A 16,213-nucleotide genomic window follows, 5' to 3' on the forward strand; every position below is an offset into this window, starting at 1 on the left:
CGCGGCGTTGATCCTTCACCAGAGGTAGCGGTACGGGAAAGGTCGCCGTGAGACACGAGGTTGCTTGCTTCTTCCTGCAGTCAGGCTCTACTGTGGCAGCCCCCTTGTCCTCTCTTCTCTAGCCCGGCGGCTCGCTAGTGGGCTATCGCCTCCTGCCTTGCTTTGTGCTATGATGTATGCCACATGGCCTCTGGCCTGACCCTTCGGCAATCTATCAACCCTGAAAGGAAAGTGAGTCGCTGCGATGGACTTTTCGCTCAACGAAGAGCAGCTTGCCATTCGCAATACCTGTCGCGAGTTCGCCGAGCAGGAGATCAAGCCGCGCGCGGAGGAGATGGATCGTACGGGTGAGTTCCCCTACGATCTGGTCCGCCAGATGGGCGAGCTGGGGTTGTTGGGGCTACCGTTCCCCGAGGAGTATGGTGGAGCAGGGGCTGATTTCCTCTCGTACTGCATTGCAATCGAGGAGATCGCTCGTGGCGATGCGGCGGTGGCGATTACAATGGAAGCCCACACCTCGTTAGGGGCCATGCCCTTCTATCTCTTTGGGACGAGAGAGCAGAAGGAGCGCTACCTGCCGCCGTTAGCGAGCGGTCAGCAGCTGTGGGCCTTTGGGATGACAGAGCCAGAAGCCGGCTCCGATGCTGGCAGTCCCCGAACACGTGCTGTCCTGCATGACGGCTACTGGCACATCAACGGCTCCAAGGCTTTCATTACCAATGCCGGCACTGACATCAGTGGTGGGGTGACCATTACGGCTGTCACTGGGACACGGCCCGACGGTCGCAGCGAGATCACCAATCTCATTGTGCCGCGTGGTACCCCTGGCTACATCATTGGCAATCCCTACCGTAAAATGGGCTGGCGGGCCTCCGATACCCGCCCTCTCACCTTTGAGGATTGTCAGGTGCCCGAAGAAAACGTGCTGGGCCAGCGCGGCGAGGGATTCAAGCAGTTCATGCAAATTCTCGATGGGGGGCGAGTGGCCATTGCTGCTCTCTCGGTCGGTCTTGCTCAAGCCTGCCTGGATGAAGCGCTCAGCTATGCCAGGCAGCGCCGGCAGTTCGGCCAGCCGATTAGCAAGTTTCAGGCCATTCAGATGAAGCTGGCCGATATGGCGATGGAGATCGAACTGGCGCGGCTGATGTATTATAAGGCGGCCTGGTTACAGATGCAGGGGAGGCCCTACAGTGCTGAAGCCTCAATGGCCAAGCTCTTCGCCTCTGAGACCGCCAAGCGTACAGCTGATCAGGCGGTGCAGATCCACGGTGGCTACGGCTTCATGGACGAGTATCCGGTCTCGCGCTATTGGCGGAACGTCAAGGTCAATGAAATTGGCGAGGGAACCAGCGAGGTGCAGCGCCTGATCATTGCCAAGCATCTTGGTTGCTGAGTGAACGAGGGAGGCCCTCCCCTCTGCGTGAAGATGGTGCCTCCCTCGTCTCGGGTCGCTGCTGTCTGTTCCTGCTCGTTAGCAAAGTCCCGCTGTGAGCTGAAAGCTACCCCCCCGGTCTTGACCTGGGAGTAGCCGGGGCTGTTTATTTTGTGGCTATCGCTGCGGCGCGGCGGCTGCGCCTCTTAGCCCTGACTCAGTCGTGACCACTATTGCTGGATGTGAGAGGCCAGCTGAACATGCGAAGCGTTGCCAGCGGGCTGATAGAGGCTGGCGAGCGGCTGGCTGCTGGAGTGGGGGTATCGCTCCAGACGGCGCTGTTGCCGTTGACTGCCACAAAAGCGGCGCCGTTGAGAACCGAGCCGACCTGGACAAAGGTGTTGGACTCCACGTCAAACATGCCATAGGCATTATTGTCATCCTGCCAAAGAACGAAGGTGTTACCGCCTTGCAGGGCTGAGACATGGCTGATAGTATTCAGCTGGCTGAAGGTGCCGTCCGAGGTCGGCTCTAGCGAGAGCATATAGAGCGAACCGCTGATCAGGAAATCCAGCGAGGGCGGGTAGATGCTGGAATTGGCCCAGGGGGTCACGCTTGAGTTGAGCGGTAGTGTTGAGGCAGCCAACTGTGAGGCCGACTGCGGGCTGGGGCTGGCTGCTGGTGTTGGCGTAGCCAGGGCTGAGATGCCGTCCAATCCATCGTTTGTATTCAGCATAAAGAAGGTGTGACCCACCACCAGGGGACGGAACGAGGTACCGTCGTTCCGGAAGAGCCAGGTCTCTGGCTGCGTATGTGGTAGCCAGCGGCCCCGGGTGGGAGTGCTCACCTCGATCTCTTGGCGCGTCCAGATATTGCTGTGCAGGAGGCCGGTGCTATCGAGCCATTCATCAGCCCAGAAGATGTCACTGCCATCGGGGGTAGCCGTTGGCGAGGTATAGATGTGTCCGGCTGGGGCGGATGCCAGCTCGCTATGGCTGGCGATTTGGCCGTTCTCCTGCAGGCTATAGAGCCAGAGGTGAGAGACCCCGTGCTGGTCCAGTGCAGCCACCAGCAGGCCGTTCTGCAGGAAGCAGATGCCTGGTACCGGCGTATGGACGATACCCGCAGCCAGAGCGGGGTTGAAGACTCCACTGAAGAGCAGCTGCGGGCGCAGCGAGTCGGGGCTGGTCGTTGAGTCCACCACGGCGTAGAAGAGCTTCCAGGAGCGCAGGCCCTCAGTCACATTGTCGCGCGGCGAGCTGTTATGCTGATTCTTTTTGGTGGCCGCAGACGCGACGGAGGTGTCAGCTGCAGGTGGATCGTACTGGAGCCAGACGAGACGATTGTGATCGCTGCCCAGGATGATCAGCGGACTGCTTTGAGCGCTGGGCAGCAGTGGCTGACTGAGCTGCGTCTGGCGATCCAGCCGCAAGAGCATCCAGCCAGCGGGCGAGCCATCGCTGAAGGCGCTATAGTAGACGGCGTTGCCGTCGGCGGCGGCACTGACGACATTATGATAGATCGTGGCGCTAGCGTAGCGCATCATCACCACATTGGTGGGGTGATTGATGGCTGCAGGCGGGGGAATCGAGCCTGAAGAATGCTGAGCCAACAGCAGCACAGAGGTCAGACCGCCGGTGAGCAAAGCCAACAAGAAGGTAGCGGCCACGGCCAGCGCGGCTAGCTGAGGCATACGAGGGCGGCGCTGGGCACGCGGCGGAGCCTGGATGGCCGGCAACGGGCCGGTCTTGGCTGTCGAGAGTGTTGCCAGCGGATCTCGTCCTGCCTCCTGTTCCAGTTGCTCCTGCATATAGGGTTTCAGGAAATCGGGGGGCGGCGGCGTACCAGGTAGACCACGCCTCAAAAAGCGTGTGTGCTCAGCGGCCAGAGCGCGCATCAGCCGCTCACGCATCTCGGGAGGCGGCTCGATGGCAGGCAGACGCTGCAGGCGAGTGCCGACCAGCGTGAAGTCAGTCAGTGCCTGCCGGCAGTTCGGACAAGATTCCAGGTGCTGCTCCAGCTCCTGTATAGTGGCCCGCGTCTCTTCGTCTTGATGTGATGGCTGGGCCTCGGCTTCTTGCAAGTCGCGATAAACCGCGAGAAGGACCCGCGCCTCTGTGCAGTTCACTCTTCCCCCACCTCTTGTCGATACAGGGTAATAAAGCGCTCTCTTGCGCGCATCAGCCGCATTTTTACAGCTGAAGGGCTGATATTAAGCATTTCGGCTATTTCTGCGCATGAGAAGCCATGATATTCATAGAGCCAGAGGCAGACGGCGTACTTGGGAGGCAGTTGCCTCATCACGCGCTCGACCACCTCGTGCTCAGCGACGCGGCTTTCAAAGCGACCGCCATCATAGCTTCCCCGCTCATAGAGCAGAGCGGCGGCGCCTGGACGTCCCTCGCTGCCATCCTCGCTGTTGCCGGAGAAGCCATCGCCTGTCGGGCTGCCTGTCTCTGAGAGCACGCCGGCGCCGATGCCCCGGTCGTCATTGAAGAGCGACAGAGGCAGCCAGGAAATCAGGCGGCGGCGGCGGAGCGCATCGATCGCCGTATTCTCGGCGATGTGATAGAGCCAGGAAGAGAGGGCGCCGGGGCGGACCACTGTGCCGGCCAGCAAAGCGCGGTACGCTTTGACAAAGACGTCCTGGGCCAGATCGTAAGCCTGCTCCCGGTTCCCGATCATATGATAGATGAAATTCGTAATTGGCGTTTGATAGCGTTGAAAGATCGCCTCGAAGTCCGCCACATCCACGCTGCGGGCCTCGCCCTGGCTCGTTGCTGCTGCCTGGAGGGGGAGGGCCTGAGCGCCTGTCTCAGTCTCCTCGTCCGGCTCCGCCATATCCGTATCTTCCCCGGGTGAGTCGAGCTGAGCGGCCTGTTCCTCTTCAGGCAGGGCCATCTCTGGCTGATTCCCACGAGTGGCATCCAGGATAGAGCGCCAGCCACCGTTCGTAGTGTAGAGACGGATAGAGGTATCCATTGGTTACATCAACCTTAGTGTTTCAGAAGATCGTGCTGGATGCGCACAGGTATCATCTACTCTCTTGCGAATTCGAATACAGCATAGCATATGGTTGTCATCTCTGCTATGAGGTAGGCGACAGCCGCTGGACGAATTTTCCCACGGCCTTCCTCAGCTGAGCAAGCAACGGTACAGCATACAGTATAGCACACTCAGGCGAACTGACGCAGGATGGGTCATGACTGCACTCGCAGAAGTGCGTGAAGGCTATTCCACCTTGCCTTGAAGCGCTCTTTCTGCTACGATAATAAAACCATGACTGTGACAGCTCTTGAGGCAGCCGCGCACGGTTGGGGGATCATTGGACATGAGCATGCCCTGGAGCGTCTGCGACGGGCCTTAGCCTCGCAGCAGGTGCGCCATGCTTATCTGTTTACTGGCCCTGATCAGATTGGGAAGACGCTCTTAGCGCAGCGCTTCACTCAGGCCTTGCTGTGCACGGGCGGCCCTGATCCGCAGCAGGCCCCCGTTCATCCTTGTCAGCGCTGTCTGGCCTGCCGGAAGGTACTGCATGGCAACCATCCCGATGTCCATGTAGTTGCTCGCCCTCCAGACAAGCAGTTCATTCTCATTGATCAGATTCGTGCTCTACAAGCTGAAGCAGCCCGGCATGCTCTGGAGGGCCGCTATAAAATCTTCCTGATTTTGGGCGCGCACGAGATGAATTCCCAGGCGGCCAACTGTCTGCTAAAGACGCTGGAAGAGCCGGAGCCAGGGGTAGTTTTGTTGTTGACTGCCCCTGAGCGGGGGTTGCTCCTGCCAACTATCCTCTCGCGTGTGCAGCATGTTCCGCTCCATCTGTTGAACAGTGCCCAGATTCGCCAGGCCCTGGAAACCTACTGGGAGGTCGAGCCGGAGGAGGCAGAGCTGATTGCTGCCCTGGCTTCGGGACGCATGGGCTGGGCCGTGCGTGCCGTGGAGGATGAGCAGCTGCTCGCGGAGCGGCGCGAACAGCTGGAGCTGCTGGCACGTTTGCCCGGCCAGGGGCGGGCGGAGCGCTTTGCTCTTGCTCAACGTCTGAGTGGAGAGCCTGAGCGGCTGCGCCAGCTGTTGGAGTTGTGGCTGCTCTGGTGGCGCGATGTCTTGCTGATGGCTAGTGGCGGGCAGGATCTGATTGTCAATGTCGATATGCGCGAAATGCTCCAAAAGCAGACTGAACTGCTCGGAGCTGCTGGAGCGCGTCAGATGATCTATGCGATCCTGCGAACCCTGGAGGCCCTCGACCAAAATGTGAGCCCGCGGGCCGCTCTGGAGGTGCTCATGCTCGATCTCCCTCTGCTGAGTCGTGTCTGAGGGCCTGGCTATCGCGGCTCGCGTGGTCTGTGGGCTGTGCAAGCTGACCAACGATCCTAATCGGCAACGAGGCCTTGTCCCCCTTGTCGAGGGAAGGAGCAAAGAAAGCCATGCAGAAGTCCTTTCAGCATCTGCTTATCGACCAGGCGGAAGGCGTGCTGACGATTACTTTCAACCGTCCCGAGGTGCGCAACGCCTTCAATGATCGCATGCTTGAAGAACTGGCTGAGGTCTTGGAGGAGGCCGCTACCGATGCGGCTGTGCGCTGCGTAGTATTGACCGGAGCAGGTGGGGCTTTTGGTTCCGGCCAGGACCTGCGTGCCTTCGAAGCGCGGGCTGCTGGTGAGCAGCGGGGGCGCGTGAGCGAGCATCTGCAGAAGTACCATCGCGTGATCCGCTGCATTCGAGAGATGCAGAAACCGGTGATTGCCGCTGTGCGTGGTGTGGCGGCAGGGGCTTCCTGTAGTGTGGCGTTAGCGTGTGATCTACGCATTGCCTCCGAAAAGGCCCGCTTTCTGCAGGCCTTTGCGCGCATCGGCTTGATCCCTGATGCGGGAGGGGGCTTCTTCCTGACGCGCCTGGTCGGCCTCGGCAAGGCGCTAGAGCTGGCAATGCTGGCCGACGAGGTCTCTGGGCCAGAGGCTGAGCGCCTCGGGCTGGTCAATCGTTGTGTCCCCGATGCAGAGTTTGAGGAGGCCACACAGGCCCTGGCGCGTCGACTGGCCCAGGGGCCGACGCGGGCCTATGGGCTGATCAAGCAGCTGCTCAACACGGCGGTGAATAGCGATCTGGAGACGGTGCTGCGTCTGGAGGGCGAGCTGCAGGAGATCGCGATTGGGACTGCTGATCATCGTGAGGGCGTGGCGGCGTTCCGTGAGAAGCGCCTGCCGCGTTATCGCGGGCAGTAGGCTCACGGCCTGTGTTGTCGGTGCTAGGGGTGTGGTGTGAGGTTTACTCGTTCGTTGATCTGCTGTGCGTATCGATTCGCTACCTTACAATAATGCCCAGACGCAGGGACCGGCGCGCCGTCGCTGGCTGCAAGAGCATGCACCGCAGCATCTAGAGCAGTGTGCTGCCCTGATGCTGGAGGCTCTGGCGCGGCGCCCGCTGGCGCTCTCGCCGGGCATTGCCGTGCTGGGAGCGGGGGCCTGCACTGAGATCCCACTGGAGAAGCTCGCGCGCGCAGCGGATGAAGTGGTGCTTGTCGACCTGGATCGGGCGGCTCTGTTGCAGGCGCGGGCTGAGCTGCCCGCTGTCTCCTTGCGGACCCGCGTGCAGTTGCTGACCGCTGATCTGACCGGTGGCGTCAGTCTCCTGCTGCAAGAGCGCCTGCGCCTGCTTCCCTGGTCCACCTTGGAGCAAGAGGAAGCCTCAGCGTTCTGGGACCGTCTGGCCGCCGTCCTGGATGCCTGCCCGGTCCCAGACCCGCCGCAGGTTGAAGACCTCCCGCGCGCCACCTTTGGCCTGGCTATCAGTTCGCTGGTGCTCTCCCAGCTCTTCAGCTACCCACTGCTCGATCTTCTCGATGCTGTGCAGCAACGGGCTGCGCGTCATCTGGGCGCCCAGGAGCGCCATCGCCGCTATCAGGAGGCTGCCCAGCGCTTCCGTCTGCGTATCATTGCGGCCCATCTCCATCTCTTGCGCGACCTGGTAGAGCCGGGCGGGTTGGTCGTCCTGCTGAGCGACGTGCGGGGTTTCCTCTTTCAGGAGGGCGAGCTGAGCAAGGGCGGACCCACTCGGCAAGCGTTGCCGCTGGTGCCTCATGCCTTCTTCGACCTGGTGCGCCAGACCTTTACCGTGCTGGCTGAACGGCGTTGGGAATGGTTGAGCGATCTGCCGACCGCTGAGCGACCGGGCCGCGGCTACGAGGTCGTCGGCTATCTGGCCGCGGTGCCTGCACTGTGAGCGTGCCGGAAGCCGGCAGCAGAAACGCTTGGGAGCTGCTCGATGAGAGAAGGGACGCCCTGGCTGCCCGCTGGCTCTTGCGTGCTGCCAAACCGGCGAGGACCCTGTCGTAGAGGATGAGACAGAGAGAAACGAGCAGCCAGCAGCCTGACCGGCATGAAGCGAGGTGCCTGCTGGAGGCTGCTGGCCATGAGCATCTGCTTCTGCTTACGGGTGATCAGGACTGGGCGGCTCCTCCGTGCTGGCGAGCCACGTCCTCCAGGGCTCGATCAAGGCGTTGAGCGGCCTCATCGATATCGGCTTGCGTTACGATGAGCGGGGGCACCATGCGCAGGGTGGCATTCCCCAGGTTATTCAGTAGCAGGCCATGCTTGAGAGCCTGATCGACAATTGCCGGCGCCAGCTCGTACTTAACCTCCACAGCGCGCATCAGGCCGATGCCGCGCGGATTGGCAATGAAATCGTACTTCTGGCAGAGTGCCTGCAGCTGCTCATCCCAAGACTCGCCCAGGCGGGCTGCATTCTCGACCAGGCGCTCCTCCTGGATGGTCTTCAGCGTGGCTAAGGCAGCAGCACAGGCCAGAGGATTCCCGCCGAACGTTGAGCCGTGGTCGCCGGGCACGAACAGATCGGTTCGCTGCCCGGTCAGCATCGCCCCAATGGGCACGCCACCAGCCAGGCCCTTAGCCAGCGTGATCATATCGGGCATGACACCATAGTGCTCGAAACCGAAGAACTTGCCCGTTCGTCCCATACCCGCCTGGACCTCATCGCAGATCATTACCAGATTCTGCTCGTCGCACCAGCGGCGCACGCCCTGCAGAAACTCCCTGGTTGCTGGCCAGATGCCACCCTCGCCCTGGACCGACTCCAGCAGGACCCCAACGGTCTTCTCGCTGGTGGCGGCCTTGAGGGCCTCCAGATCGTTGAACGGGACCTGCTTAAAGCCGTCGGGCAAGGGCTTCCAGGTCTCCTGATAGTGGGCTTGGCCAGTGGCCGCCGTCGTAGCCAGCGTGCGCCCGTGGAAGCTGCGCTCCATGCTGATGATTTCGTAGGCACCGTTGCGGTGGAGGCGACCAAACTTCCGGGCCAGCTTGATAGCACCCTCATTGGCCTCCGCGCCGCTGTTGCTAAAGAACGAGCGCATACCGCCGCTGAGCAGAGCCAGCTGTTCAGCCAGCTCGATCTGGCGCGTATTGTAATACAGATTGGAGACATGGATCAGTTGCGCTGCCTGCTCCTGGACGGCCTGCACCACCGCAGGGTGGCAGTGCCCAAGAACATTCACCGCAATCCCGGCCACAAAGTCCAGATACTCGCGTCCCTCTGTATCCCAGACGCGGATACCCTGGCCACGGATAAACGTCACCGGCTGGCGTTTGAATGTGGCCTGGTAGTATTTCTGCTCAAGCGCGATCCAGTCACGTTTCAACATAGGTGTCGTCATCGGTCAAGCTCCTTATTCTGCCGCGGACCTGCTGCTGTTGGCGAGCGAGCGGACGCGCTGGCAAGTTAGCGCGTATAGAGTGTATTCTCATCAATATAGCCGTGGGTCAGGTCGCAGCCCCAGGCTGTTGCCTCAGCCCCTCCCAGATGCAGATCGATCGTAATGGTCACCTCGCTGGCGGCCATCACAGCCCGCGCTGCCGCTTCGTCATAAGCGGCGGCCCCGCCCTGCTGTACCACCTGGACAGGACCGATAAAAATATCGAAACGCTCGGGGTCGAGTGTGCAGCCACTGGCACCGAGAGCGGCGACGATCCGGCCCCAGTTAGGATCACCGCCGGCCAGAGCACACTGCCAGAGGGGCGAAAGCGTAATCCCGCGCGCCGCCTTGATTGCATCGGCTCGATCGCGTGCGCCGCGCACGTGGACCGTCATCAGCCTGGTTGCACCCTCTCCATCGCGAGCGATCTCGCGGGCCAGATAGGTCGTCACGCGACGCAGCGCCTCGCGGAAACGTCCTGCCTCGGGATGAGTCTCGTTGAGTGGCGTGTTTCCTGCCAGACCATTAGCGAAGAGCAGACACGTATCATTCGTCGACATATCGCCGTCGACAGAGATCATATTGAACGAGTTGGCCACGGCGGCCCGCAGCTCCTCTTGGAGCCAGGCTTGCTCGACAGCAGCATCGGTCGTCAAATAGCAGAGCATGGTAGCCATATTTGGATAGATCATCCCGGCGCCCTTGGTTGCTCCGCCCAGGCGCACCGTGCGACCCTCGATCTCGAATTCCAGGGCGATGCGCTTAGGGCGCGTATCGGTGGTCAGGATCGCCTCAGCGAAATCGTTGCCGCTGTCGCTGCTCAGCTCGATGGACATGATGCCGTGCTCAATCTTTTCCATAGGCAACTGCCGGCCAATGATGCCGGTTGACGAGCAGAGCACCAGCTCCTTGGGGATGCCCAAGCGGGAGGCTGCCAGCGCGGACATGTGATAGGCATTGCGCAGGCCCTGCTCGCCGGTGGCGCAGTTCGCGTTACCGCTGTTGACCACCACCGCCTGAGCCTGGCCGCCGCGCAGATACTCCCGGCAGAGCAGCACGGGGGCGGCAGGGGTGCGGCTCGTCGTAAAGGTTCCGGCGGCGACACAAGGGACGTCCGAGGCCAGGATAGCCAGATCTTTGATCGCCGCATCGGATTTAATACCGCAGGCAACAGCTCCGGCGCGGAAGCCGCGCGGAGCGGTGACACAGAGGTCTACCTCTCGGAATTGCTCAGTCAATGGTCGTCCCTCCTGATACAGCTAACGAGGCAGCTCTGCAGCTTGCTTATTGTCAGGGTGAGCCGCCGTGCATTTTCCTTCGCAGGTGATGGGCTGAGGGAGATATAAAGGTCTACTTCCCTGCTGATCTTCCCTCTAAAGATCGCTCCACGCTCCCTCAGCCGGGAAGCCATTCGGGCCTAGCTAACGATGGTCAAAGAGGGTCTTGGGCAAAAAAAGAAAACCGGCGATAGCCAAACACCGGCTCTGGATAGAGGCCGCACCGATCAGGGCCAGGTCATAGGCGCTGCAGAGGCCAGCCTGTTGATAAGCGGGCCTGGGCCGGAGAAAACGCCCTATAAGTAGCCCCCATCTGGCGAGTGTCGCCGGGTCGAGGCGATGCGGATCGGGCAACCTTTGCTGAATAGTATAGTGCGGGGGGCAGTCCTTGTAAAGCCTTGATCCTGGACCAGCTGTCTAAGGGTGGCTCACTCTTATCAGTGAAGCGCTCGTGGCGGTATAATGAAAAACATAGGAGACTCTAGCTGGAAGGATAGCCTGACCGTGCAAAACCTGGAATTAAAAGTCCGCTGCCTTGGTGCCGCGACGCTCCAGCAGGTAGAAGCACTGGCCTGCAGCGCAGGAGCGGCCTATGTGCGCACTGTGCAGCAGCGCGATACGTACTTCCTGGCACCGCACACTTGCCTCAAGCTGCGCGAGTGGTGGCGCGAAGACGACGCAGCCGCCTTGACCGGCGTAGCGGAGGCGGCGGTGAATCAAGCCGCCGAGAGACCAAATCGGGGCCAGGAGGTAGCCGAGGGAAGCCGTGAGCGTGGCAGAGAAGGGGCGTTCCTCATCTCTTCGCGTCGGCAGGAGCGGGCGGGAGCCTATACCTGCGAGTATTTGGTCTATCCTGTGAGCGAGCCGGCTGTCCTGCGGGCCTTGCTGTCGGCGGCTTTGGGGGTCCTCGCTGTCGTTGAAAAGAGGCGCCGCTTCTATCGCTATGGGCACACCCGTATCCATCTGGATGAAGTCAAAGATCTCGGCTCCTTTGTCGAGTTGGAGACGGTCATCGATGAGGAAATTACCCCTGGGGAAGCCAGCGCTGAGCATTCGGCCCTCATCTCGCTGCTAGAGCTAGATCGCCTACCAGTAGTACCTTACTCCTATAGCGACCTGCTCAGTGGGCACTGCGACTGATGGAGACAGGTGTCACCCGTGGGTAGCGCCTAGCCACCAACCAGGCTCAGGTCGTGTGGCTGGATCAATTGGCCAGCGCTCCGGCTGGCCCAGGCCGCAGTGGGGGGCGGGTGCACTAGCAAGCAACCTGACCCACCCACCGCTTGCCCACAGTATCCGGTCACCAGCCTTAGCCCTGCCAGCGAGAGGCGGGGCTGCCCAGGCTGTATGACCGATTACGGCTCGCGGCTCCCCTCGCCGTGGGAGGACTGAAAACCCGAAGGCAGCGAAGGAAAGAGCGTATCAGGCAGGCGGTTCACGTCATCCCGCTTACCGTTCAAGCGGGCATCGTGGACGTCTGGCATTCCAGCGAAAATTGAGGGTGACTCGTACTCGTCCTCTTGGATTGGTTGATTGAAGAGCGCTTCGAAGGTTGGCCCCTCTAAAGTCTCCTCCTTAATCAGACGTTCGCTGATCATAATCAGGCGCTTCTTATTCTGAGACAGCACCTGGTAGGCCTTGTTGAAAGCCTCCTGGACGATGCGGCGCACCTCCATATCGATCTCGCGAGCCGTCTCTTCGCTGTAGTTGCGTTGCTCGTTGAAATCGCGACCCAGGAAGACCAGCTCCTCCTTATGGCCGAGGGCCACGGGACCGATCAGGCTGCTCATCCCGTACTCGGTGACCATTGAGCGAGCGATCTTGGTCACGCGCTCGATATCGTTCGAGGCGCCGGTCGTCACCTCGCCAAAGATAATCAGCTCAGCAACATGGCCGCCGAGGGCGTAGGCCAGCATATCCTCAAACTGCGACTTGCTCCACAGATAGCGGTCCTCTGTCGGCAGCAGCATTGTGAAGCCGCCGGCCTGACCACGAGCCACGATAGAGACCTTATGCACGGGGTCGGTATTGGGCAGCATGCGCGCCACCAGGGCATGCCCAACCTCGTGGTAAGCCGTAATGGCCTTCTCGCGCTCACTGATAATGCGGCTCTTGCGCGCTGGCCCGGCCACCACCCGATCGATGGCCTCCTCCAGCTCCTTCATACTGATGGTTCGGCGATTGCGTCGAGCGGCCAGAATCGCAGCCTCGTTAAGCAGGTTGGCCAGATCTGCCCCGGAGAAGCCTGGTGTCTGGCGGGCGATCGTCTCCAGAGAAACATCCTTCTCCAACGGCTTGCCCCGGGCATGCACCTGCAGGATGGCCATGCGACCGCGGATATCGGGGCGATCGAGCACCACCTGGCGATCGAAGCGGCCTGGGCGAAGCAAGGCCGGATCGAGCACATCGGGTCGGTTCGTGGCCGCGATCACAATCACATTGGTGCTCGAATCGAAGCCATCCATCTCCACCAAAATCTGGTTGAGCGTCTGCTCGCGCTCATCATGCGAGCCACCCAGACCAGCGCCGCGCTGGCGTCCCACCGCGTCGATCTCATCGACAAAGACAATGCAGGGGCTATTACGCTTCGCCTGCTCGAAGAGATCGCGCACACGACTCGCCCCTACACCGACGAACATCTCCACAAACTCCGAGCCACTAATGCTAAAGAAAGGCACACCGGCCTCGCCGGCTACAGCACGAGCGATCAGCGTCTTTCCTGTGCCGGGCGGTCCTACCAGAAGCAGCCCCTTGGGAATGCGAGCCCCGAGGGCGGCAAACTTATCGGGATACTTCAGGAACTCAACGATCTCCTGCAGCTCCTGCTTCGCCTCATCCACGCCGGCCACATCGGCAAAGGTCACCGTGGGCTTATTGCCCAGGAACATGCGCGCCCGGCTCTTGCCGAACGAGAGCGCCTGATTGTTTGTCCCCTGGGCCTGGCGCAGCAGGATAATAACGATCACAGCGATCAACACGAAGGGGATCAGGCCCCCAAGGAGATTCAACCACGCACCCAGCGAGCTTGGCGCCTCGTACTGCACGGTCAGCAAGCGGTTATTCGTGTAATCAATGTTATTATCCCGCAGCACGCGGGTAATATCGAACGAATCGTTGATATTCGCGACCTCGCGCTGAGCCGAAGAAGAGGCCCCCCGCGTCAAGGTGAGGGTAGTCGTTCCGACGTTCAGCGTATCCTGAACCCCATTGCGCAGGTCCGCCTTCAGATCGCTCAGGAGGGTCGAAACCGTCACCGTTTTAGCGCCGCTCTGGGGGCGGAAGAAGACAACGAGGATCAGGACAATGGCGATTGCCAGTAGCAGCCACAGTAAGCTGTTTCTGAGCCATTTCCCAGTACTTGGCATCAAGGTTCCTCTCTCTAACCTCTCCTGGAAACGGGCAATCTTGTATGGGAATGTAGGAGAGCTGTACTATGCATTACGACGCATTACACTGTGTCAATGGAAGACTCATTCGAGGGGTATTATAACATAGTAGGCCCTGAATTCTCCACGGAATTCTGATGTAACGCTGAGTGCACCTAAAAGCGTGCTGCGTCCTCTTCTAAAGCGCTGGCAAGCCATCTGAGAGAAATAGACCCCCCAGGTTTAGGAAGGCGGCAACCGCTCAGTAGAGCCGCCAGCGTGATACCTTTTGTGCAAAAAGTATCACACTTCGTCAGAACCTGGGCCTGACGGAAGAGAGGGGCAGCCCAGGCAGCAGAGAAGAGAGGGAGCAGTGCCCTTCACTGCTGCTCCGCTTCGCCCTGGGGCGTGGTTGACATCCCACTCCCAGCCAAAGCCCGCAGCCAGGGCGGCAGTTCCAGGGCCTGGCGTGTTGCGCGCTGGGTATAGACGTGCACACTCTCTCCGCGAGCCAGGGGCGTCAACGAGCCGTCGGCCTCCACCCGCGAAAAATCGTAACGTACCGTCAGGCTCGTGCGCCCCAAGCGCATCAAGGCCGTTGTCAGGCGCACACGCTCATCAAGCGCCGCTGGCTCCCAGAAATCAAGCTGGCAGTGAACAACTGGGAAACCGTAGCCCTCAGCGAACAGAGTGTGCAGCGGATGGCCCAGGGTTTTGAGCAAATGAAGAAAGCCGCGGTCCATCCACATCGTATAGGCAGTATAGTGGATGAAGAACGGGTCCATATCGACCAGCGAGACCTCGAACTCCTGTACAGCCTGTGCAAGCGGCCTGCCATTGTGCTGCTCCACGCTCTCGATACCTCCCTCTCAGCAGAGCAAAACGCCCGGAAACGCCCGGCCATCCCAGCGAACCACCCATCCATCAAACGCCAGCCCGCTTCGTTCCAACCACAACAGATAGAGTCGACCCATGCGGCCATCGCTGGCCACGGGTTGAGGCTGAGACCAGCCGGGGAGCCAGCCGGAAGCGGACGACCCCACCTGTAGCCTCCTGATATGTATGGTAGCATAGCGGCCCGCGACCAGGCGAATCAGCGGGCCTGCCTGGGCCTTCTGTCTCTGATAACGTTATCGGAAAAATATCGCTCAGAAGAGCGACTTTTTTTCATCAGTAAGCGCTTTCATAGTAAATAGTCGAAGCGAGTGGTTGAAGATTACCCTTGACAGAAGGCTGATTCCCAGGTATGATTCAAACAACCACTGTGGCGATAAGGTTACCGGTAATGAATGCAAAGTCGAGGCAAAGCATGAATCGGCGACGCAGCACCATCGCCGAGATTGCGGCCCGTGCCGGGGTATCGATACCGACGGTCTCTCGGGTACTGAATAACCGCCCGGACGTGGCCCCGGCGACGCGCGAGCGTGTCGAGCGAGTCATTCGTGAAGCTGGTTATGTGCGCAGTCGAGTGGCAAATGCCCTGAGAAGAGGGAGCAGCGGCATTATCGATCTCGTGGTGCCGGATCTGGATAGCCCCTACTATTTCGAGATCATTCGCGGTGTGGAGGAGGTGCTGGAGCGCACCGAACTGCGCATGGCCCTCTCGACGACGCATGACGAGTCGCGCCGAGAGCGACAGTGGTTGCGCCAGGTCATTGAGGGCGCGACCGATGGGGCCATCCTGGTGCTCGCGCAAGGCCAATCTGATCGCCTCGACGAGTTGCGCCGGCACCGTATCCCCTTTGTGGTGGTTGACCATCGCGGCGAGCTGGGACCCGATGTCCCTTCGGTGGGCGCCACAAATTGGGCTGGTGGGCGAGCGGCAACCGAGTATCTGCTCTCCTTGGGACATCGCCGCGTCGCGATTATTGCCGGCTGGCCTAATCTCCGCTGCAGTCAAGACCGTATTGCCGGCTATCGTGCCGCTCTGGAGGAGGCGGGCCTGCCAGTCGATCCCGAGCTGATCCGCCCCGGCGAGTTTCGCCAGCAGACAGGCTACGATCAGACCTGCGCGCTGCTGGCTTTGCCCCAGCCGCCAACGGCCATCTTCGCTGGCAGCGATTTGCAGGCGATGGGTGTCTACGCTGCTCTGCGGGCACATGGCCTGCGCGTCCCTGACGATGTGAGCGTGGTCGGCTTCGACGATGTGCCTATCGCAACAATGGTCTCCCCAGCGCTGACGACGATCCGCCAGCCTCTAGCTGAAATGGGGCGCATGGCAACGGCGATGTTGTTGCGCCTGATTGCCGGCGAACTCCTCGATAGCATGCGCGTTGAGCTGGCAACCTCCCTGGTTGTGCGCGAATCTTGCGCGCCCCCATCATTGCCTGATCGCTAGCGCTTGCCAGGGCGCCGATCATCGCCGGGAGGCGTGCGCTCATAAATCACTGGTGGAAAACACATCAGTATGTATACACGTCTGGCTGTATGCATGTAAGGATGGCTGGCGGCTTCGTCGGCATCCTGCAAGCCGCCAGGGCCGGCGGCGCAG

12 protein-coding genes are annotated in these 16,213 nt (G+C 60.7%); 6 read left to right on the forward strand and 6 right to left on the reverse strand.

What is annotated here, in order from left to right; translation table 11 throughout:
• Window positions 1-244: 244 nt before the first annotated feature.
• Window positions 245-1,393 carry an acyl-CoA dehydrogenase family protein gene (locus tag N688_RS06085; protein ID WP_052888446.1) on the forward strand — a complete coding sequence of 383 codons (1,149 nt, stop codon included), beginning with the start codon at window positions 245-247 and terminating at the stop codon, window positions 1,391-1,393.
• Between the two features lie 196 nt (window positions 1,394-1,589).
• Here N688_RS06085 and N688_RS06090 read toward each other — a convergent pair whose 3' ends face one another.
• Together N688_RS06090 and N688_RS06095 are read right to left on the reverse strand one after the other, a co-directional pair.
• Complete coding sequence (locus N688_RS06090) at window positions 1,590-3,500, reverse strand: anti-sigma factor family protein (protein WP_052888447.1); 1,911 nt, start codon at window positions 3,498-3,500, stop codon at window positions 1,590-1,592.
• Entirely contained in the window at window positions 3,497-4,354 is an 858-nt protein-coding gene (locus tag N688_RS06095) for an RNA polymerase sigma factor (protein ID WP_052888448.1), read from the reverse strand. The genes N688_RS06090 and N688_RS06095 overlap by 4 nt, the downstream gene beginning before the upstream one ends.
• Window positions 4,355-4,651: 297 nt before the next feature.
• Here N688_RS06095 and holB point away from each other — a divergent pair, with 297 nt between their 5' ends.
• The 3 genes from holB to N688_RS06110 all read left to right on the forward strand — a co-directional run bounded on the left by holB (window position 4,652) and on the right by N688_RS06110 (window position 7,594).
• Window positions 4,652-5,689, forward strand: a complete 1,038-nt coding sequence (gene holB / locus N688_RS06100) for a DNA polymerase III subunit delta' (RefSeq protein WP_156025322.1) — start codon at window positions 4,652-4,654, stop codon at window positions 5,687-5,689.
• Window positions 5,690-5,799: 110 nt separating this feature from the next.
• Window positions 5,800-6,597 (forward strand): enoyl-CoA hydratase/isomerase family protein, encoded by a 798-nt coding sequence (locus tag N688_RS06105; RefSeq protein WP_052888450.1) that lies wholly within the window; start codon window positions 5,800-5,802, stop codon window positions 6,595-6,597.
• 64 nt (window positions 6,598-6,661) lie between these two features.
• Window positions 6,662-7,594 carry a hypothetical protein gene (locus tag N688_RS06110; RefSeq protein ID WP_052888451.1) on the forward strand — a complete coding sequence of 311 codons (933 nt, stop codon included), beginning with the start codon at window positions 6,662-6,664 and terminating at the stop codon, window positions 7,592-7,594.
• A gap of 217 nt (window positions 7,595-7,811) precedes the next feature.
• On the opposite strand, the gene N688_RS06120 is transcribed toward N688_RS06110, so the two are convergent.
• Entirely contained in the window at window positions 7,812-9,041 is a 1,230-nt protein-coding gene (locus N688_RS06120) for an acetylornithine transaminase (protein WP_052888453.1), read from the reverse strand.
• Between the two features lie 65 nt (window positions 9,042-9,106).
• Window positions 9,107-10,318, reverse strand: coding sequence for a bifunctional glutamate N-acetyltransferase/amino-acid acetyltransferase ArgJ (gene argJ, locus N688_RS06125; protein WP_052888454.1), 1,212 nt, complete (start codon window positions 10,316-10,318; stop codon window positions 9,107-9,109).
• Between the two features lie 543 nt (window positions 10,319-10,861).
• Here argJ and N688_RS06130 point away from each other — a divergent pair.
• Window positions 10,862-11,497: a class IV adenylate cyclase gene (locus N688_RS06130; RefSeq protein ID WP_052888455.1), complete on the forward strand. Its 636-nt coding sequence runs from the start codon at window positions 10,862-10,864 to the stop codon at window positions 11,495-11,497.
• Between the two features lie 215 nt (window positions 11,498-11,712).
• Here N688_RS06130 and ftsH read toward each other — a convergent pair whose 3' ends face one another.
• Both ftsH and N688_RS06140 read right to left on the reverse strand, forming a co-directional pair.
• Entirely contained in the window at window positions 11,713-13,722 is a 2,010-nt protein-coding gene (gene ftsH, locus N688_RS06135) for an ATP-dependent zinc metalloprotease FtsH (RefSeq protein WP_081838572.1), read from the reverse strand.
• A 380-nt stretch (window positions 13,723-14,102) separates the two neighbouring features.
• On the reverse strand, window positions 14,103-14,573 hold the full coding sequence (locus N688_RS06140; RefSeq protein ID WP_052888456.1) for an acyl-CoA thioesterase: 471 nt from the start codon (window positions 14,571-14,573) through the stop codon (window positions 14,103-14,105).
• 434 nt (window positions 14,574-15,007) lie between these two features.
• Here N688_RS06140 and N688_RS06145 point away from each other — a divergent pair, with 434 nt between their 5' ends.
• The gene (locus tag N688_RS06145; RefSeq protein WP_052888457.1) at window positions 15,008-16,060 is read left to right on the forward strand and encodes a LacI family DNA-binding transcriptional regulator; all 1,053 of its coding nucleotides are present in this window, start codon (window positions 15,008-15,010) and stop codon (window positions 16,058-16,060) included.
• Window positions 16,061-16,213: the final 153 nt, after the last annotated feature.

Source organism: Thermogemmatispora carboxidivorans (assembly GCF_000702505.1).
Classification (GTDB): domain Bacteria; phylum Chloroflexota; class Ktedonobacteria; order Ktedonobacterales; family Ktedonobacteraceae; genus Thermogemmatispora; species Thermogemmatispora carboxidivorans.

Coding starts and splice junctions, on each gene's coding strand:
- N688_RS06085 (WP_052888446.1), top strand. CDS start 245: ATGGACTTTTCGCTCAACGAAGAGCAGCTTGCCATTCGCAATACCTGT.
- N688_RS06095 (WP_052888448.1), bottom strand. CDS start 4,354: ATGGATACCTCTATCCGTCTCTACACTACGAACGGTGGCTGGCGCTCT.
- holB (WP_156025322.1), top strand. CDS start 4,652: ATGACTGTGACAGCTCTTGAGGCAGCCGCGCACGGTTGGGGGATCATT.
- N688_RS06105 (WP_052888450.1), top strand. CDS start 5,800: ATGCAGAAGTCCTTTCAGCATCTGCTTATCGACCAGGCGGAAGGCGTG.
- N688_RS06120 (WP_052888453.1), bottom strand. CDS start 9,041: ATGACGACACCTATGTTGAAACGTGACTGGATCGCGCTTGAGCAGAAA.
- ftsH (WP_081838572.1), bottom strand. CDS start 13,722: ATGCCAAGTACTGGGAAATGGCTCAGAAACAGCTTACTGTGGCTGCTA.
- N688_RS06145 (WP_052888457.1), top strand. CDS start 15,008: ATGAATGCAAAGTCGAGGCAAAGCATGAATCGGCGACGCAGCACCATC.